Raw genomic sequence first — 19,280 nt, 5'->3', positions numbered from 1 at the left:
TCAGACGGCGGTGATCGCGCCGGTCACGAGGCCGACGAGCTCCTCACCGGAGACGTCCTCGGTACGCACCCCCTGCACGACGTTGCCCGCTCGCATTACCCACACCTGGGACGAGAGGCGCTTCACCTGCTCGAAGTTGTGCGAGACCACGAGCACCGTCTCACCGGCATCGACGACGCGGCGGATCAGCCCCTCGACTTGAGCGGTCTCCCGCAGCCCGAGCGCCGCCGTGGGCTCGTCGAGGATGATGAGGCCGCGGGCCCACATCACACCCCGTGCGATCGCGACCGCCTGCCGCTGCCCACCGGAGAGGCGTTTGACCGGCCTCGTCACCGACGGCACGTTGACGGCGAGGTCGGCGACGAGACGATGCGCCTCGCGCTTCATCTCGCCGCGGCGGAGGAAACGCAGCGGACCGATGCCGGCGGTGAGCTCGCGGTCCATGTAGAGGTTCTGCCAGATGCTGAGCTGATCGCTCAGCGCGAGATCCTGGTACACCGTCTCGATGCCCGCCGCCCGCGCATGCTTGGGCGAGGAGAAGCGCACGTCCTTCCCATCGATGGTGATCGTTCCGCTGTCGGGCGTGATGAGCCCCGTCAGGCATTTGACCAGCGTCGACTTGCCGGCACCGTTGTCACCGACGATGGCCGTGACCTCGCCGCGACGAGCTGTGAGGGAGGCGCCCTTCAGCGCCTCGACGCTGCCGAACGTCTTGCGGATGTCGCGGAGTTCGACCTTGATGTCGTTCACTTTCGACCTCTCATGAGCATGGCGGCGGCGATCACGACGATGCCGATGACCAGGGGCGAGTAGAAGGCGCTCACGCCGACGAGCGTGAGGCCGGACTGCAGGAATGTCAGGAGGATGGCGCCCAGGATGGGCCCGATGATCGTGGCTCGACCTCCGAAGAGGCTCACCCCGCCGAGCACGACGGCCGCGATCGCCTTGAGCAGGTAATCGGTATTGGTCGCCGGCTGGCTCGACCCGATGTACGAGGTCAGGAGCACGGCCCCCACCCCGCCCATCAGACCGCAGATGACATACCCGGCGAGCTTGACGCGGGCGACCTTGAGTCCCATGGCGCGGGCGGCGTCGGGGTTGTCGCCGACTGCGAGGAGGTGAGTGCCGAACCGAGTGTGGAACAGCACGATGTGCAGGAGGACACCGATCGCGAGCGCGATGAGGAAATTGAACCGGATGCCACCCACCGACGTGATGCTGACGAAGGTAAGAGCGCGTTCGGGGATCTGCACGGGCTTGCCCTGCGAGAAGATCAGGCTGAGCCCCATCACGAGGCTCATACTCCCCAGGGTGACGATGAAGTCGGGGATCCTCACCCAGCCGATGATGACGCCGTTGAGCGCGCCAACCGACAGTCCCGTTGCCATCGCGACCAGGCAGCACAGCCATAGCGGCAGTCCGGCCTGATAGGCGAGCCCCATCGTGACGCTGCCCAGCGCGACCGTCGACGCGAGCGACAGATCGATACCGGCGAGCGTCACCGCGAACGTCGCTCCCAGAGCCAGCACGATCGGGATCGTGGAGTCGGCGAGCATGCTCGTCAGGCTCGGCCAGGTGAGGAACTTCGGGTTGACGATGGTGAACGTGACCGTGAGCACGACGAGTGCCACAGGAGCGGTCGCGCGGGTCCACAGATCCTCGTTCGCGAGGCGACGACGAAGGGTGCGCGTGCTGGCTGTGATCGGATTCGTCGTGTCGACGGGACTGGTCTGGGTGGACATGGGTGAAGATCCCCGATCGTTGCGGATTACTGGAAGGGGTTCGGGACCACGAAGTCCGACGGCGGCGCCGGGAAGGCGTCGAGTGCGGCCTGGGCGTTGTCCTTCGTCACGGTGAGCACGGGCGTCTCGACGCTGGTCGGGATGGTCTTGCCGCTGTGAGCCGCGATGCAGGCCTGCACGGACTGGGCGCCCATCAGGTACGGGAACTGCTCGATCGCCGCCGGCTCACCGCCGGCCACGATGTCCTTGAGCTGGTCTTGGGTGCCGTCGATTCCGATCACCGCGACCTGGCCCTTCTTGCCCGCTTCTTCGACGGCTTGCTGGATGCCGAGGGCCATGTCGCCCGAGGGTGTGAAGAAGCCCTTGATGTTCGGGTTGGCGAGCAGGATCGTGGCGGCCGCGCTCTTCGCCTTCGCCTTGTCGAAATCGGCGGCGACGGTCTGCGTGATCGTCAGAGTGCCGTTGACCGCGTCGGTGAACCCCTTGAGGCGGGCGTTGCTGCCGGGATCGCCGACGAGCCCGCCGATGAGCGCGACGCCGTCACCCTTCGAGAGGAGGTTCATCATCGCCTTTCCTCCGGCCTGACCGGCAGTCTCGTTGTTGGTGCCGACGTAGGTCGTGATGTTCACGCCTGCGGACTTCGCGGCGCTCGTGTCGATCGGCAGGTCCAGGTTGACGATCGGCGTGCCGGCAGCCGAGATCGGAGCGAGTCCGGTCAGCAGGTTGGTCTGGCTTGTGGGGTTGACGATGTAGCAGTCGTAGCCTTCGGTGGCGAGGGCGTTCAGCTTCGCCGCCTGACCCGAGTCGTCGGTGACGTTGTCGGCGGCGACGACCGTCAGCGAGACGCCGTCCTTGGTCGCCTCAGCCTGGGCTCCCTGCGCCATCGCACCGAAGTAGGTGTTGTCGAGCGGCTTCAGCACGAGAGCGATCTTGATGGATCCGGAAGAACCGGTCGATGACGGAGTCGATGACGACGAACAGCCCGCGAGGGCCGTCACTAGAATCGAAGCCGTCGCGACAACGACGAGGCCGGCGCTGCGCTTGCGTACGAAAAGGGACATCTCTTTCTCTCCTTTGAGGGTGGGGATTGGTCCGCCTGTCACGCGGTGACGCGATGGCTGGTTGCAGCTGGGGTTCCCATACACCGCTGCAGCCAGCCGTTCTTCTGCCTGGCCCCGCGTCAGGGCCGTGGGCTCATCCCGGCGAGGAACCGGCGAGGAGCGGCGAAGCCGTGAGCGGCACGCAGCCGCAGGTCGTTCCGAACTCGATGTCAATGTCGACCGTGAGCGTGCGGGGGGCACGCGCCGGATCTGCCGAGCGGTCAGCGAGCAACTCCATCGTGCGCGCGGCCACTTCATGAGCGGGGACGACCCCTTGCGTGGGCTTGAGGCCGGTGTAGGTCGCCTCGCCGATCGAATCGATCGTGGTGACCAGCACATCGCGAGGGATCTGGAGACCCAGCCGAGAGATCGCGGCGATGACGCCCCAGAACATGCGGTTGTTGGTCGTGAACACCCCGAACGGAGGCGTGAGATCGCGGAAGATGCGGATCGCTCCCGCGGCGGCGTCGTCGGGGGTCACGTGCTCACCGGACACCCGTTCGACAAGGCCGGCACGTCGCATCGCCGACTGGTATCCGCGCTCGCGTTCGGCGACGGACGAGACGGATCGACGCCCGGCGACGAGCACGACATCGCGCATCCCGTGATGCCGGACGAGGTGCTCGACCAACCGGTCGGCGGCGCGGTGGTCGTCCGCGAGCACATGATCGGCGAGACCCTCGACGGCGGGCACCGTACGATCGACGATCACCGTCGGAATCTCGTGCACGGCATCGGGGAGGCTGGGCGCTCCGGCCGGAAGGACGATCAGGCTGTCGACTCGCTGTTGGCGGAATGTGCGCAGGTATCGCTCCTCCTGCGCCTGCTCCTCGTCGGAGTCGCCGAGGAGCAGGGTCGGACTCGCCGATGTCAATCTCTCCTCGATCGCGCGCGTCAGCAGACTGAAATAGCCGTTGCGCACGTCGGGGATGATCAGGCCCACCGTGCCCGAGCGGCGGGTGCGCAGTCCGGCAGCGGCTGCGTCGCCCACGTAGCTGAGCGCAGCCACCGAGTCCATGACCCGGCGACGCGTCGCCTCGGTGACGTACTGCTCGCCGTTGAGTACGCGGGAGACCGTCTTGACGGAGACCCCCGCATGCTCGGCGATGTCGACGAGCCGTGCCGGCGGTCGGAGCCCGGAGGCTCCTCGTTCGGAACTCATTCGCGCCACCACGAAGGCGATGATCCACGGGTCATAGCTCGTCCTCTCGCCTCTCACGATCGTGCGGCGCTTGTGGCGCCCGGCACGAAGGTCGTCCCGGTCATGTCGACGACATCCGCCGGCGGATACTCTTCCGCATCCCACCAGCCTGCGGCGACGCCGGCGATGAGCGCTGCACCGCGTGAGACTGCTTCACGCTCGGATGCCATCGCGAGGTTGCCCGTCGCCCGGTGCATCTTCGCCTCCACCCAGCGCCGCGAACGCAGTCCCCCGCCGATGAGTAGGGTGCGTCCCGTGACGCCGGCCATGCGTCGCATCTCGACCTCCGCCTGCGCGGCGGCGGCGGCGTACCCCTCGAGGGTGGCCGCCCATGCGACCTCCGGCGCGACCTGCCGGACGTGCTCGGGCACGTCGCCCGCCTGCATCGAGAGCAGGTCCTCGACGGCGAGCGGCTCAGCCTGCACGCGGATGGCCGCGAACTCGATGTCGTTGCGCGTGCCGCCGACATGCTCGAGGAGGGACGACATCGCAAGTCCCGGCCGCAGCGTCTCCCACAGCAGCATGTGCCGCGATGTGCCGGGCCACGCCGTGAGCGTGAGATCGCCCGGAAGGGCGGGCGCCACGGGATGCGGTGCATCCTTCACTGCCTGCCAGCTCACGACCAGGGGCTCCCCGGTTCCGAGCGAGTCGATCACCTCGTTCTTCTCGCCGCCTGCGCCGACCACTCCGACGGGGTGGTCGTGTCCGGCGATCGTGACCGGGATACCCGCGGGCAACCCACTCCACTCCGCCCCGGGCCCGCCGATGCGCCCGAGCAGAGTGCCCGCTTGGCGTGCCGGCGCCCACGCGATGTGGTCGAGTCCGACGGCGGCGAGGATCTCGCGATCGTATCGATGGGATATCGGATCGTATGCGCCGCTCGTCGCAGCGAGCGACTGCTCCTGCCCGAGGGCGCCCGTGAGTCGCCAGAGCACGACCCCGGCGACGCCCGTCCACGTGCCCTCGACGACGGCTCCTGCCTGCTGGAGCCACCCGAGCTTCGCGATGCTCGTGACGTCTCGCGCCTCTCGTCCGGTTCGCCGCAGGATCTCCGACGCACCGAAACGGGAGAGCAGGGTTTTCACGACCGACGCCCCGCGCCGGTCGTGCCAAGCGACGAGAGGAAGATCGGTCGGGCCGTCGGCGCGAATGGTGGTTCCCGTCTCACCCATGCTGGCGATTCCGACTCCCGCGACCCGGTGTCGCAGCTCACCGAGGTGGGCAACGGCGTCGTGAACGGCGTCGAGCAGAGCAGTCGGAGTCATCTCCACGCCGCTGCGGTTCGCGACGAACGGCGTCGGAGCGGTACCGATGCCGAGCGAGCGTCCGTGTCGATCGACGGCATTCGCCTTGATCGAGGACGTACCCAGGTCGATGCCCAGGAGCAACTCGTCGCGCATGATTCCAGGTCTCCTTCGACGCCGGTTCTGTCTAACGATGGACAAGCTAACAGAGGTCCCCTACTCTGTCTACCGTTGTCAGAAAATCGCAACCCCCGGCTGCGAACAACGTCGTTCAGCGAAGGAGCACTCGTGCCACTCATCACCCTGCGTCAAGCCCTCGATGCCGCCAAAGCCGGCGCGTATGGGGTCGGCGCCTTCAACGTCACCGACCTCGTCCAGGCGGAAGCCGTGCTGGATGCCGCACGGGAGACCGATTCACCCGTGATCCTGCAGACGATCGCGGGTTCCTCCGCCCACGGTGACGAGGGGGCGTTCTGGGAGGCGCTGGTCGCACTCATCCACCGCTACGACGAGGTGCCGGTCGTTCTCCACCTCGACCACGGGGCATCCTTCGAGGACTGCGCGCGAGCGATCGAAGCCGGCTTCACGAGCGTCATGATCGACGGCAGCCTTCTTCCCGACCGCGTCACGCACGCCAGCTTCGAGGAGAACGCCGCACTGACCCGAAAGGTCGTCGAGTACGCGCACGCCCGCGGAGTCTCGGTGGAGGGTGAGCTCGGCACGATCGGCGGCTCGGAGGACGGCGGCGCGACCGTCAAGGAGATCGTGCTCGCCGACCCCGACGAGGCGGAACGCTTCGTCGCCTTGACCGACGTCGATGCACTCGCCGTCGCGATCGGCACGTCCCACGGCGCGTACAAGTTCACCAGCCCGCCCGACGGGTCGGTACTGCACATGGACCTCATCTCGGCGATTGCGGCGCGCATCCCCGAGACCGCGTTGGTGATGCACGGATCGTCGTCGCTGCCGGCGGACCTGCGTGACGAGATCAATCGGTACGGCGGGAGCCTGCCCGAGTCGTGGGGGGTGCCCGAGGACGAGAAGGCGCGATCGACGAAGCTCGGGGTTCGCAAGATCAACCAGGGCATGGACTCGCACATGGCCTATGCCGCGGCGGCGCGACGCTCCCTCGCCGAGGACGGCCTGACCGTCGACCCGGCCCCGTTCCAGCGGGCCGCACGGCAGGCGATGGAGAAGATCGTCGCTGAGCGCATGCACGTCTTCGGGCAGGCCGGACAGGCATACCGCCACCGCTGATCAGCGCCCGATGTAGCGCCCCGGCCGGTGGTTCATGGCCAGCACCAGGTTCAGCACCACCGCGCCGGCGGCGCTCAGCAGCACCTTGTCCCACGACACGACAAGCAGTCCGGCGGCGATGATGAGCACGTCGAAGACCATCTGCGTCCAACCCGCACGGAAGCCCGTGCGCTCCTGCAGCACGATCGCGATGATGTTGATCCCGCCGAGGCTGGCGCGGTGGCGGAAGATGATGAGCACCCCGACGCCGACCATGAGGTTGCCGCCGAGGGTGCCGTAGACGGCATCGATGTGGCCGAGCTGCAGGAACGCATGGTGCACGAGGGCGAACCCCGAGACGAGACCGATCGCGACGGCCGTGCGCACCGTGAAGTCCCAGCCCTTCTTCCAGATCGCGAGCACCGCGAACGGCAGGTTCACGACCGCGAAGAGCAGCGGGAACGGCCACGACGTCGCGTAGCCGAGAAGCAGGGCGAGACCGGCAGTGCCGCCCGTCACTGCGCCGGCCGTCTGCAGCAGGTAGAGGCCGAACGACACCAGGAACGTGCCCGTCACGAGACCGAGCACGTCTTCGAGCAGTGAATGCCTCGTGGCGCTCTTCTCGAAGACGAGCGTGGGCGCCGTAGTCGGATCCGGTTCGACGCCCGTCGATGCGCCGTCCGGGGCGGATGCCGCGTCCCCCGCGCTCACTCGGCCTTTCGCCCTCCGGCCTCCAGCACGTCGCCGGCGGGAAGCTCGTGGTGTCCGCCGAACTGCAGGCGCATCGCAGAGAGCACCTGGTTGGCGTAGTGGTCCTCCCCGCGGGATGCGAACCGCTCGAACAGCGATGCGGCGAGCACCGGCGCGGGCACACCCACATCGACCGCGGCCTTCACGGTCCACCGGCCCTCACCCGAGTCGGAGACACGGCCGGCGAGCCCGTCGAGGGTGGGGTTCTCGGCGAGGGCGGCGGCGGTGAGATCGAGCAGCCACGACGAGATCACCGAGCCGCGGCGCCAGAGCTCCGCGACCTTCGGGGTGTCGATGGTGAACTGGTAGAACTCGGGCTCCTCGAGCGGCGCCACCTCAGCGGAGTGCTCGGCCTCGCGCACTCCCGCGTCGGCGTTCTTGAGGATGTTCAGTCCCTCGGCGAGCGCGGCCATGATGCCGTATTCGATGCCGTTGTGCACCATCTTCACGAAGTGTCCCGAGCCACTGGGGCCGGTGTGCAGGTAGCCGAGCTCCTCGGGGGCGAGCTCCCCGGTGCGGCCAGGGGTGCGCTCCACGTCGCCCGAGCCGGGCGCGATCGTGCGCAGCACCGGCTCGATGTGCGCGAACGCCTCGTCGGGTCCGCCGACCATGAGGCAGTAGCCGCGTTCGAGCCCGAAGACGCCGCCACTCGTGCCGATGTCGACGAAGTGGATGCCGCTGTCCTTGAGCGCTGCGGCCCGCCGGACGTCGTCGTGGTAGTTCGAGTTGCCGCCGTCGATGATGATGTCCCCCGCCTCGAGGTGGGGGGAGATCTGATCGACGAGGGAGCCGGTGAGACCCGCCGGGATCATCAACCAGACCGTGCGCGGCACCTCGAGCTTCGAGACCAGGTCGGCGAGATCGGATGCCCCGACCGCGCCTTCGGCGACGAGGGCGGCGACGGAGTCTGGGTTGACGTCGTAGACGACGCAGTCGTGTCCGTCCCGCATCAGGCGACGAACGATGTTCGCCCCCATCCGTCCGAGTCCCACCATGGCGATCTGCATCGTCGTTCCCTTCGCGCTCATCCGATGTGCGGCGCTCGGGCGCCGTCGCTCGAGACCCGCGGGAAGTCTATTCCCGCCCCGCGACGGGGGCCCCGGCAGCCCCGGTTCTCCGCGTTCTGTCAAGCCCCGGGACGGTGTGTTCGGGCGGTGGCACGATCGGAGGGAACACGGCGACGGAGCCGGCCTACGAGGCATCCGTTGCGTCGTCCGCTCCGAATGGAGTGCACGGGAATGCATGCGGGTGCATCGGGGTTGATACCGAGTGTTCGGCGGGAGAGCCGCCGCAGGAGGGGAACGTGGGCAAGAACTACGTCGATATCGAAGACGACCGGGGCGAGACGCTGCGCTATCGCAAGCACGTCAACGGTCGCGGCCTGATCGCGAACGGCGCCAAGGTGCACGCGAGCGCCGTCGTCGAGGCGGGCGCCTACATCGAACCGGGTGTGCAGATCGCCGCGGGCGCGCACGTCGGCCGCGGGGTGTGGATCGAGAACGACGTCGTCATCGGGCCGAAGGCCGAGATCGCCCCTCACGCGCACATCGGCGCGGGCGCCCGGGTGGGCGCGGGCGCGAAGATCGGCATCCGCACGTACGTCGGTGAGAACGCGCTGGTCGCCGGCGGCTCCCTCATCGGCGACGACCAGACCATCGCCGCGGGCGAGCGCGTCGCGACCGACCGTCGCGGGCTGCGTCTCGCGGCCTGACCGGCCATTCACGCGTGGGCGGATGCCGCGGTATCCGCTCTCTGACCGGCCGCCGCTCGCCCACCCGGCCGCCGTGGCGCGCGCTCGGCGCGGGAGATCGGGCATGCTGGACGGATGAGTCCGCGCACGCCTGACCGCCGCCCGTCGGGCGCGGGCGCCGGTGGGCGCGGCGCGGGCAAGAAGTCCGGCGCGAAGGGCGGCCGCTCCACCCAGAAGGCGCCGCGACAGACGGCCGCACGACGGCCCGCGCCGACCGCAGAGCCCCCGGCCGCTCCCGCGCCGCCGTTCCGCCTCGGTGCGGTGCCCGGTGCGACGCCCGGCATCTGGATCGAACGCTGGCGCGACCGCCACCCCGACACCCCGCTCGAGCTCGTGCAGCTCGACGTCGCCCGGCAGCAGACCGCTCTCGCGGCCGGCGACGTCGACGCCGTGATCGCCCGCCTCCCCGTCGACCGGGAGCGGTGGCACGCGATCGCCGTCTACGACGAGGTGCCGGTCGTGGTGATGACGGCCGACGCCTCACTATCGGTCGCCGAGCGGCTGGCGGCATCCGATCTGGCCGGCGAGGTGCTGATCGTGCCCGCCGACGACGTGCTCGACCTCGCCGCGACCGCCGCGGCCTGGCCCGTCGAGCGGCCCCGGTTCGCTCCCCCCGCCAGCACCGAGGAGGCCATCGCGACGGTCGCCGCGGGCGTCGGCATCTCCGTCGTGCCCATGTCGCTCGCCCGACTCCACCACCGCAAGGACATCACCTTCCGCGAGCTCGACGGGGGCCCGCTCGCCCCGGTCGGCCTCGTCTGGCCGCGGGAGGACGCCCACCCGCTGATCGACGCGTTCGTCGGCATCGTGCGCGGGCGCACCGCGCGCTCGTCACGCTGAGACCCGCCGGACGGCCGGCCCGTCCCTCGCCCTAGACTCGCGGGATGGACTCCCGGCCGCTGCTCTTCCTCGGCGCGCGCCCGGAGCAGAACGCGGCCGACGGCGAGTTCGCCGCGTTCGCCGCCGCCGCCGGCGTGTCGCTGGCCCGCCACGACCTCACCCGCTCCCCTCTCCCCGAGGGCGCCCTCGACCGTTACGCCGGGTTCATCGGCGGCGGCAGCCCGTTCAATGTCGGCGACCCCGAGGCCGGCAAGTCCGACACCCAGCGCCGTGTCGAGGCCGACCTCGCCACGGTCGCGGAGGCCGCGGCATCCGGCGCCACCCGAGCGCTGCTCACCTGTTACGGCATCGGCATCGCGACGCGGCTGCTCGGCGGCACGATCGACCGGGCGTTCGGCGAGGACACCGGCACGACCGAGGTGACCGTCGGCGCGGATGCCGCCGCCGACACGGTCTTCGGTGCTCTGCCTGCGACGTTCACCGCCTTCACCGCGCACAAGGAGGGGTCGGGGACGACGCCGACGGGGGCGGTCGCGCTGGCGACGAGCGACGGATGCCCCGTGCAGGCCTACCGGGTCGGGTCGCTGTGGACGACGCAGTTCCACCCGGAGCTGACCGCCGACTCGTTCGCCGCGCGCATCGCCGTCTACCGGGACTTCGGCTACTTCGACCCCGACGACTACGCCGCCGTGGTCGCGGGCGTGCGCGCCGCGACCGTCACGGCGCCGACGGCGATCGTTCAGGCCTTCGCGGCGCTCTGAGCCGCGCCGCACCGCCGCGTCCCGCGCTCGGACGCGCGATTCCGCTCGCGTGCCGTGCGTCAACTCCGGAGTTCCGCACACTGCCACCCGGCGAACCCGCCCGACCATGCGAATTTCCGGAGTTACGGCACGGCACGACCCGGCACGGCGCGGCGCCCCGCACCGACGCCCGGCCCCGCCCGCGTCGACCCGCTCGAACAGCACGGTCCGCCCCGACCGGCACCGCGCGCCCGGTCTGCTCGGCGCCGCACCCCGTTGCGCGTACTCCAACTCCGGAGTTCCGCACGCTGCCGCCCCGCGAACCCGCCCGACACCGCAGATCTCCGGAGTTACGGCACGGCACCCCGCACCGACGCCCGCACCCCGCCCCTCAGTACCGGTCGCTGGAGAGCACCCGCGCGGACTCGCGGTCGGCGGTCTCGTTGCGCACGCCCGCGCGCGATCCGGCGAGCTTCGCCCGGATGTGCTCCTGCACGGTGACGGGTTCGTAGATCGCCGGATGCTGCGCGTCGACGCACTGCGGCAGAGTCTCGATGAGCGCGTCGACGTTGCCGTCGTGGAAGAACGCCGCGGAGCGGCGCAGGCTGATCGTGCCGTCGATGACGGGCGGCTTCACGCGGTGCAGCGTCGACATCCACTGCTCGTTGGTGAGCCGTGCGGTCACGTCGCCGAGGTTGACGAGCAGCGCGCCCTCGGCGGGCTGCACGTCGTTCCACGAGCCGTCGGATCCGAGCACCTGCAGGCCCGCCACCCGGTCGGCCCACAGCACGGTCACGATGCCGTAGTCGGTGTGCTCGCCCATGCCGATGAGGTCGCCGTCGAGGGTGACGTCGGTGCCCGGCGGGAGGGCGTAGTTGTTCATCCGCAGCACGTCGAGGGAGTGGTCGGTGCGGGCGTCGAAGAAGGCGCGATCGATGCCGAGGGCGTCGGCGAAGATGTCGGTGAGCGTGCGGGCGACGCGCGCCGCCTCGCCGAAGTAGGCGCTGACGGCCGGCTCGAACCCGGCGACGTCGGGCCACACGTTGTCGGCGTAGTCGATCGGGTCGAGGTGCGCGACGTGCGGGTAGTGCGCCGCGGTCGCGCCCACATTGAACGCCTCGAAGAAGTCGTTCATGCGACTGGCCTGCTCGACGCCGAGCGACAGGCTCAACGACTCCGACTTCGGCGGGCTGTAGCCGCGGTTGATCTCGGGCGGCGTGCGGTACGTGTTCTTCACATCGAGGTCGAGCCCGAAGAATCCGTCGATGGATGCCTCGAGCCCCGCGATGACCGCGGCCGGCACCCCGTGCCCGGTGATCTGGATGAAGCCGACCGTGCGGCAGGCGTCGTCGATCGCGCGGGCGACCGCGGCGCGCTCGGCGCCGGTGCCGCCGGTCACGTAGGGCGTGATGTCGACGAGGGGGACATGGAACGTCATGGCAACTCCGTGAGGTCGTGGCCGCGGGCCGGTGTCAGGCAGTCGCTTCACGCTTTCCCGCCGCCGGTGGGCGGCTCGCTTTCATGAGCGCGGCCAGGCTACCGAGCGCACGTTTCCTGCGCGTGACGGCGCATCCGGATGTCCTCGCGCCGGGCTCAGCCGAGCGGCGGCCCGACGATCACGGCCGTGTCGGGCGGCACGGTGACGGTGCCGTCGGCGGATGCCGCGGCATCCGCCCCGCTGGTGAGCAGCACCGTCTCGCCGGGCTCGAGCGCGAGCGGCCACGGGTCGGAGCTCAGATTGACGGCGATGCGCAGGGCGCCGCGTCCGAGCAGGAACCGCCGCGCGGCGGGGGGAGCGTCGGGGTCGAGGTCCTCCGCCGTCAGGTCGGCGAACGCCGGGTCGGTGAGCTCGGCACGCGCGCGCCGCAGGTCGGCGAGGGCGCGGTAGAGCGCGAGCAGGCGGGCATGGGCGCCGTGCGTCTGCTCGGTCCAGTCGAGCTTGGCGCTCGCGAACGTCGCGGGGCTCTGCGGGTCGGGCACGACCGACTCGGCCCAGCCCATGCGCGCGAACTCCTCGGTGCGCCCCTTGCGCACGGCCTCCCCCAGCCACTCCTCGGGGTGGGACGTGAAGAACGGCCACGGCGTCGACGCACCCCACTCCTCGCCCATGAACAGCATCGGGGTGCCGGGGGTGGTGAGGGTCAGCACGGCGGCGACCGCGAGCCGGTCGGTCGAGAGGGTCGCGGTGAGACGATCGCCGACGGCGCGGTTGCCGATCTGGTCGTGGTCCTGCGAGAAGGTCACGAGGCGGGAGGTGGGCACCTCGGACGGGATGGGGGAACCGTGGTCACGCCCCCGGAACGACGAGTAGGTGCCGTTGTGGAAGAACCCGGCGGTCCACACCTTCGGCAGGGCGTCGGCTGCCGCGAAGTCCTCGTAGTAGCCGCTCGTCTCACCGGTCAGGGCGACGTGGACGGCGTGATGCCAGTCGTCGCTCCACTGCGCGTGCAGACCGTAGCCGCCGGCCTCGCGCGGCAGGATCAGCCGCGGGTCGTTGAGGTCGCTCTCGGCGATGAGGGTGAGCGGGCGTCCCAGGTGCGCGGAGAGGGCATCGGATGCCGCGGCCAGCTCCTGCAGGATGTGCACCGGCTGCTCGTCGTGCAGGGCGTGCACCGCGTCGAGCCGGAGTCCGTCGACATGCTGGTCGCGCAGCCACATGAGCGCGTTCTCGACGATGTACGACCGCACCGCGGGCTCGTCGAGGTTCACGGAGTCGCCCCAGGTGTTGCGGCTGCCGGTGCGCAGGTAGGGACCGAACTCGGGCAGGTAGTTGCCGCTCGGTCCGAGGTGGTTGTAGACGACGTCCTGGATGACGGCGATGCCGTGCGCGTGGGCGGCGTCGACGAAGCGACGGTAGGCGGCGGGTCCGCCGTACGCCTCGTGCACGGTGTACCAGAGCACGCCGTCGTAGCCCCAGTTCCACTGGCCGTTGAAGCCGTTCACGGGCAGCAGCTCGACGTGGGTGACGCCGATCGAGGCGAGGTGGTCGAGTCGCGCGGCTGCGGCGTCGAGCGTCCCGTCGGGGGTGAATGTGCCGATGTGCAGCTCGTAGACGAGGCCGCCCGCGAGCGGACGCCCGGTCCACGCGGCATCCGTCCACGCGAAGGAGCCCGGATCGTCGACGGCCGAGGCGCCGTGCACCCCGTCGGGCTGCCGGCGCGAGCGCGGGTCGGGACGCATCTCGCCGTCGTCGAGCACGAACCCGTACCGCTCGCCGTCGGCGAGGTCGACGTCGGCGCGCCACCAGCCGTCGTCGGCGGGGGTCAGGTCGATGTCGACGGATGCCGCCACCCGCCGCAGCCGCACGCGCGCGGCGTTCGGCGCCCACACCTCGATCACGTCGTCCTCCGCATCCGCCGGCTCAGCCGGCCCTCACGAGCAGTGCGACGGGGTAGGTCGCGCAGAGCTGGGCGACCGGGACGGCGCCGGACTCGACGCGCCCCGTGAGGGTGTCGACCCAGTCTCCGGGCGGCAGCAGCAGGGCGGTGTCGCCCCACCCGCCGCGGCGTCCGAGCCCCACGGGCAGTCGGGTCGCGGCGGCGATGACGCCGCCCCGGTCGAACGCGACGAGGTGCACGGCGGCCTCGCCGACGACCTCGAGCGGCAGATAGCGGGTGAACAGCTCCGGGCGGTCGCGGCGCAGCCGCAGCGCCCGCGACGTCACGAGGAGCTTCGCCCGCCCGCTCGCGTCGACCGGCGGCAGCAGCGGCTCCCCCATCCCCGGTCCACCCTCTGCACCCAGGCGTGCATCGAGCTCAGTGGCCGCGACTGCCGCGTCGATGTCGTGCAGCAGTGCCGCGTGGGCCGCGAAGTCCACGGGTCGCCGGTTGTCGGGATCGACGAGCGAGAGCTCCTGCACCTCGGACCCCTGGTAGACATCGGGCACGCCGGGGCCGGCCAGCTGCAGCAGTTTCTGGCCCAGCGCGTTCGACCAGCCGGCCGGGGCGATGTGGCCCACGAGGTCCTCGACGAGGGGCCGCGCCGCGCCGAACGCGGCGTCGACGAGCGCGTGCACCGCGGCCTCGAACGCGGCGTCGGGGGCGAGCCAGGTCGTTCGCTCCCCCGCTTCGCGCACGGCCTTCTCGGCGTAGGCGTGCAGGCGCTCGGCCGACGCGGGCCAGCTGCCGACGATCGCCTGCCACAGCAGCTCGTCGGTGGGACCGTGCCCGGTCGTCCCGGCCGCGCGCAGCGCGCCCAGCGCGGTCGCCCAACGCTCGGGCTGCTCGCTCAGCACGCTGAGGCGGGCGCGCACGTCTTCGCTGCGCTTGGTGTCGTGGGTCGACAGGGCCGTCAGCGCGTGAGGCCAGCGCGCGTGACGCTCGGCGAACGCCGCGTGGAACCCCTCGACGTCGAGCGAGGCGACCGACGGGTCGCCGCCGACCTCGGTGAGCGTGCCGAGCCGGGTGAACCGGTAGAACGCCGTGTCCTCGACACCCTTCGCCATGACGGGCCCCGTGGTCTGCTCGAACCGGCGTGCGACCTCGAGCGTCGCATCTCCGAGCACCGGCAGCAGGGCGTCGATCGCGTCCGCGAGGTCAGGCCGGCGGGCGGATGCCTCCTCCCCCGCCCGCACCAGGTCGGCGGCACCCGCGGGCAGGTAGGAGCGGTACACCGGGAAGGCGGCCAGGATCTCGGCGAGCGCGGGGGCCGCGGCATCCGCCCCCACCGCCTCGCGCACCTCGGCCGGGAGCGTGCGCACGAGCCGCCGCACCTCGGACTGCAGGATCGTCGTGGCCATCGTGCGCTTCGTCTCGACGATCAGGTCGTCCCAGGCGGGCGCGGGCGGCAGGCCGGTCTCCGCGCGCAGGGCCGCGTCGAGCCCGTCGAGCGCCGCGACGCCGCGCGGGTCGATGAAGAGCCGGTCGAGCTCGGCCATCGCGTCGTAGCCCGTCGTGCCCGCGCTCGCCCACCACGGTGCGAGGCGCTCGGGGTGGTCGGTCGCGGCGTGCTCGAGGATCTTCTCGACCCACACCGGCAGCCCGCCGACGGCGGACCGCAGCCGCTCGAGGTAGCCGGCCGGGTCGACGAGGCCGTCGGGATGGTCGACGCGCAGGCCGTCGACGAGCCCCTCCGTCGCCCACCGCACGATCTCGACGTGGGCGGCAGCGAACACCGCGGGATCCTCGACGCGCACCCCCGCGAGGGAGGTGACGGCGAAGAAGCGTCGGTAGTTGAGGTCGGTCGCCTCGTCGCGCCAGAACCGCAGCTCATAGTGCTGCCGGCCGAGCACGGTGCGCACGTCGACGGTCGTGGGCGCGCTCCCGATGCCGTCGAGCGAGCCGGGCGCGAGAGGGAAGACGTGGTCGACGTACCGCAAGACTCCGTCGGGTGCGGATGCCGCGGGATCCCGGTCGATCACGAGATCGCCGATGACGTCGTCGAGCTCGCCGCCGAGCACGGGGAGGCGCACGCGGCCGCCGCCGAACGCCCAGTCGATGTCGAACGCGCGGGCGTGGGCGGACGCCTCGCCGAGCCGCAGCACGTCCCACCACCACGGGTTCTCGCGCGGCACCGCGACGCCCATGTGGTTGGGCACGATGTCGACGAGCACGCCGAGGCCCGCCTCCCGTGCCGCCGCGACGAAGCGCGCGAACCCCTCCGCGCCGCCGCGCGCCGGGTCGATGCGCGCCGGGTCGACGACGTCGTAGCCGTGGTCGGAACCGGTCGTCGCCGTCAACAGCGGCGACAGGTAGACCCAGCCGACGCCGAGATCGCGCAGGTACGGCACGATCGCGGCGGCGGCGTCGAGGTCGAACCCGGGTCGGATCTGCAGACGATAGGTCGACGACGGGTTCATGCGCTCACCTCGGCAGTTCGCTCTTGGGGGCGGCGCCCGGCACCTCGTCGATCGCCGCAGTGACCGCCTGCGCGAGCGACGCGGCCACCGAGTGGTCGACCTCGGGCGGGGCGGCACGGTGCTCGATCAGCACCAGCAGCGACGCCGCGCCGACGCCGACCACGTCGCCAGGATCGACGACGCCGGTGTTCGCGAGATGGCCGGCGGTGTCGACCAGCACGTCCCAGCTCGGCGAATACTCCACCTCGGGAACGGTGAAGTCGACCGCCTCGTCGCCCGCGTTGAAGTAGACGAGGAAGTGCGCGTCGACGATCTCGCTCCCGCGCCGATCGCGCTCGCGGATGCCGCCGCCGTTGAGGAACACCCCGACCGCGCGGCCGAAGCCGGCGTCCCAGTCCTCGGGCTGCATCGGGGTGCCGTCGGGGCGCAGCCACACGATGTCGGGCACCGGGCTCCCCTCCTCGCGGCGCACCGGGCGGCCGTCGAAGAAGCGGCTGCGACGGAAGGTCGGGTGGTCGTGTCGCAGGCGCGCGAGGGCCGCGGTGAACTCGACGAGGGGCTGATCGACGTGCTCCCAGTCGATCCAGCTGAGCTCGTTGTCCTGCGCGTACGTGTTGTTGTTGCCCTGCTGGGTGCGGCCGAGCTCGTCGCCGTGCAGCAGCATCGGCACGCCCTGGCTGAGCAGCAGGGTGGCGATGAAGTTGCGCTGCTGCTGCGCGCGCCGGGCGAGCACCACCGGGTCGTCGGTCGGCCCCTCGACGCCGCAGTTGCTCGACCGGTTGAACGACTCCCCGTCGTTGCCGTCCTCGCCGTTCGCGTCGTTGTGCTTCTCGTTGTACGACACCAGGTCGCGCAGGGTGAACCCGTCGTGGGCGGTCACGAAGTTGATGGATGCCACGGGCCGCCGCCCGCTGTGCTCGTACAGGTCGGCCGACCCGGTGAGCCGCGAGGCGAACTCGCCGAGGGTCGCCGCCTCGCCCCGCCAGAAGTCGCGCACGGTGTCGCGGTACTTGCCGTTCCACTCGGTCCACTGCGGGGGGAAGTTGCCGACCTGGTAGCCGCCGGGGCCGACGTCCCACGGTTCGGCGATGAGCTTGACCTGCGAGACCACCGGGTCCTGCTGCACGAGCTCGAAGAAGGCGGCCAGGCGGTCGACGTCGTAGAACTCGCGGGCGAGGGTCGCCGCCAGATCGAACCGGAACCCGTCGACGTGCATCTCGAGCACCCAGTAGCGCAGCGAGTCCATGATGAGCTGCAGCGCGTGGGGGTTGCCGACGTTGAGACTGTTGCCCGTGCCGGTGTAGTCGGTGTAGTAGCGCTTGTCGTCCTGCTCGAGCCGGTAGTACGCCTCGTTGTCGATGCCCCGCATCGACAGGGTCGGACCGAGGTGGTTGCCCTCGGCCGTGTGGTTGTAGACCACGTCGAGGATCACCTCGATGCCGGCGGCGTGCAGCGCCCGCACCATCCCCTTGAACTCCTGCACCTGCTGGCCGCGCTGGCCGGTCGAGGCGTAGGTGTTTTGCGGGGCGAGGAAGGCGATGGTGTTGTAGCCCCAGTAGTTCGACAGGCCCTTCTGCTGCAGGGTGTCGTCGTTGACGAACTGGTGCACGGGCATGAGCTCGATCGCGGTGACGCCGATCTTCTTCAGGTGCTCGATGACCGCGGGGTGGGCGATCGCGCTGTACGTGCCGCGGATCTCCTCCGGCACGAGCGGATGCAGCTTCGTGAGGCCCTTCACGTGGGCCTCGTAGATGAAGGTCTCGGAGTACGGCGTCTTCGGCTGCCGATCGCCGCCCCAGTCGAAGAAGGGGTTGATGACGACGCCCTTCATCATGTGCGCGGCGGAGTCGTCGTCGTTGCGGGAGTCGGGGTCGCCGAACGTGTAGGCGAACAGCGCCTGGTCCCAGTCGATCTGGCCGTCGACGGCCTTCGCGTAGGGGTCGAGGAGCAGCTTGTTCGGGTTGTAGCGCGCCCCCGCGGCCGGATCGTATTCGCCGTGCACGCGGTAGCCGTAGCGCTGACCCGGCTCGATGTTCGGCAGGTAGGCGTGCCACACGAACGCGTCGACGTCGACGAGCTCGACGCGGGTCTCGGTGCCGGCGTCGTCGAACAGACACAGCTCGACACTTTCGGCGCCCTCGCTGAACAGGGCGAAGTTGGTGCCGTTGCCGTCGAAGGTCGCGCCCAGGGGGTACGCGGATCCCGGCCAAGCCTGCACGTGCGCCCCTCCCTGCTCGGGAGCCCCCACATTAGCGGGTGCGGATGTCGCAGACGTGTCGGCGGTCGGCTCGGCGTTCGGGTCACTCACCTTCCGAGCATCGGCCATCCGCGCGTCGCCGCACCGGGGCTTGACGGGCACGTCTTGCGGGCTCAGGTCGCGCCGGACGGCGGGTCGAGCAGCAGCGCGATGCGCTCGTCGAGGTAGGCGGCGAGCGGTCGCCACCCACCGCGGGCGCTCCAGCGCACCTCGGGTCCGTCCGTCCCCTGCCGCAGCGGGCCGGATGCCTCGCCCCGCCCGACCGCGGCGAGGTCGAGCCTCTCCCAGCCGAGGTGCACGACCTGCCCGTCGGCGAAGCCTCCGCGGGAGGCGGCGGCCGCGACATCCGCCCGTCGGCGCTGCGACTCGGCGGCGAACCCGCGGCGCACCTCGGGACGGGCGCGCACGATCTCTCCGGTCGCGAAGACGTCGTCCGGGCCGATGAGCAGCACCCCGAGGTGCCAGGCGGACCCGGCCGGAACCACGTTCGGCGCCAGCGGGATGCCGACGAACCGACGGCCGCGCCAGCGGCCCAGCGGCTCGCGCGGCGCTCCCGCGGCGGTCAGACGCGCGCGGGCACCCGCGATCAGCGCTTCGACGTCGTCCACCCGCTCATTCTCGTC

Annotated in this window: 16 protein-coding genes; 4 read left to right on the top strand and 12 right to left on the bottom strand. The window is 70.8% G+C overall.

Annotation, left to right across the window (positions count from 1 at the left end):
• From FFS51_RS10615 to FFS51_RS10595, 5 genes are all read right to left on the bottom strand, one after another.
• Positions 1–750, bottom strand: coding sequence for an ATP-binding cassette domain-containing protein (locus FFS51_RS10615; RefSeq protein ID WP_056208265.1), 750 nt, complete (start codon positions 748–750; stop codon positions 1–3).
• On the bottom strand, positions 747–1,742 hold the full coding sequence (locus FFS51_RS10610; protein ID WP_045247410.1) for an ABC transporter permease: 996 nt from the start codon (positions 1,740–1,742) through the stop codon (positions 747–749). Before FFS51_RS10610 ends, FFS51_RS10615 begins: the two co-directional genes overlap by 4 nt.
• Before the next feature lie 26 nt (positions 1,743–1,768).
• Positions 1,769–2,803 carry a substrate-binding domain-containing protein gene (locus tag FFS51_RS10605; protein WP_048809108.1) on the bottom strand — a complete coding sequence of 345 codons (1,035 nt, stop codon included), beginning with the start codon at positions 2,801–2,803 and terminating at the stop codon, positions 1,769–1,771.
• Between the two features lie 133 nt (positions 2,804–2,936).
• Positions 2,937–4,004, bottom strand: coding sequence for a LacI family DNA-binding transcriptional regulator (locus tag FFS51_RS10600; RefSeq protein ID WP_056518760.1), 1,068 nt, complete (start codon positions 4,002–4,004; stop codon positions 2,937–2,939).
• Between the two features lie 53 nt (positions 4,005–4,057).
• On the bottom strand, positions 4,058–5,443 hold the full coding sequence (locus FFS51_RS10595; RefSeq protein WP_137878321.1) for an FGGY family carbohydrate kinase: 1,386 nt from the start codon (positions 5,441–5,443) through the stop codon (positions 4,058–4,060).
• Between the two features lie 132 nt (positions 5,444–5,575).
• Here FFS51_RS10595 and FFS51_RS10590 point away from each other — a divergent pair, with 132 nt between their 5' ends.
• A complete protein-coding gene (locus tag FFS51_RS10590; protein ID WP_045247407.1) occupies positions 5,576–6,544 on the top strand; it encodes a ketose-bisphosphate aldolase in 969 nt (322 codons plus the stop codon).
• On the opposite strand, the gene FFS51_RS10585 is transcribed toward FFS51_RS10590, so the two are convergent.
• Positions 6,545–7,234 carry a YitT family protein gene (locus FFS51_RS10585; RefSeq protein ID WP_045247406.1) on the bottom strand — a complete coding sequence of 230 codons (690 nt, stop codon included), beginning with the start codon at positions 7,232–7,234 and terminating at the stop codon, positions 6,545–6,547. It abuts the gene before it with no gap.
• Complete coding sequence (gnd, locus tag FFS51_RS10580) at positions 7,231–8,301, bottom strand: phosphogluconate dehydrogenase (NAD(+)-dependent, decarboxylating) (protein WP_245610966.1); 1,071 nt, start codon at positions 8,299–8,301, stop codon at positions 7,231–7,233. The genes FFS51_RS10585 and gnd overlap by 4 nt, the downstream gene beginning before the upstream one ends.
• A 275-nt stretch (positions 8,302–8,576) precedes the next feature.
• On the opposite strand from gnd, the gene FFS51_RS10575 reads away from it, so the two are divergent.
• From FFS51_RS10575 to FFS51_RS10565, 3 genes are all read left to right on the top strand, one after another.
• Positions 8,577–8,984, top strand: a complete 408-nt coding sequence (locus tag FFS51_RS10575) for a transferase (protein WP_045247405.1) — start codon at positions 8,577–8,579, stop codon at positions 8,982–8,984.
• A gap of 114 nt (positions 8,985–9,098) precedes the next feature.
• On the top strand, positions 9,099–9,863 hold the full coding sequence (locus tag FFS51_RS10570; RefSeq protein ID WP_137878320.1) for a LysR family substrate-binding domain-containing protein: 765 nt from the start codon (positions 9,099–9,101) through the stop codon (positions 9,861–9,863).
• Between the two features lie 44 nt (positions 9,864–9,907).
• A complete protein-coding gene (locus FFS51_RS10565) occupies positions 9,908–10,624 on the top strand; it encodes a glutamine amidotransferase-related protein (RefSeq protein ID WP_137878319.1) in 717 nt (238 codons plus the stop codon).
• Between the two features lie 370 nt (positions 10,625–10,994).
• Here the strand turns inward: FFS51_RS10565 and FFS51_RS10560 are convergent, their stop codons facing one another.
• The 5 genes from FFS51_RS10560 to FFS51_RS10540 all read right to left on the bottom strand — a co-directional run bounded on the left by FFS51_RS10560 (position 10,995) and on the right by FFS51_RS10540 (position 19,265).
• Positions 10,995–12,041, bottom strand: a complete 1,047-nt coding sequence (locus FFS51_RS10560; protein WP_137878318.1) for an isopenicillin N synthase family dioxygenase — start codon at positions 12,039–12,041, stop codon at positions 10,995–10,997.
• Positions 12,042–12,196: 155 nt separating this feature from the next.
• Positions 12,197–13,942, bottom strand: a complete 1,746-nt coding sequence (gene treZ, locus FFS51_RS10555; protein ID WP_137878317.1) for a malto-oligosyltrehalose trehalohydrolase — start codon at positions 13,940–13,942, stop codon at positions 12,197–12,199.
• Positions 13,943–13,964: 22 nt separating this feature from the next.
• On the bottom strand, positions 13,965–16,400 hold the full coding sequence (gene treY, locus FFS51_RS10550) for a malto-oligosyltrehalose synthase (protein ID WP_137878316.1): 2,436 nt from the start codon (positions 16,398–16,400) through the stop codon (positions 13,965–13,967).
• A 4-nt stretch (positions 16,401–16,404) separates the two neighbouring features.
• On the bottom strand, positions 16,405–18,618 hold the full coding sequence (gene glgX, locus FFS51_RS10545) for a glycogen debranching protein GlgX (RefSeq protein WP_056208351.1): 2,214 nt from the start codon (positions 18,616–18,618) through the stop codon (positions 16,405–16,407).
• Between the two features lie 152 nt (positions 18,619–18,770).
• On the bottom strand, positions 18,771–19,265 hold the full coding sequence (locus FFS51_RS10540; protein WP_137878315.1) for a glutaminase: 495 nt from the start codon (positions 19,263–19,265) through the stop codon (positions 18,771–18,773).
• Between the last annotated feature and the right edge of the window lie 15 nt (positions 19,266–19,280).

Origin of the sequence: Microbacterium sp. 4NA327F11 (genome assembly GCF_005503465.1) — a bacterium.
Lineage (GTDB): Bacteria > Actinomycetota > Actinomycetes > Actinomycetales > Microbacteriaceae > Microbacterium > Microbacterium ginsengisoli.
The sequence above is the reverse complement of the archived record's forward strand: the minus strand, read 5'-3'. Positions and strand labels throughout refer to the sequence as shown.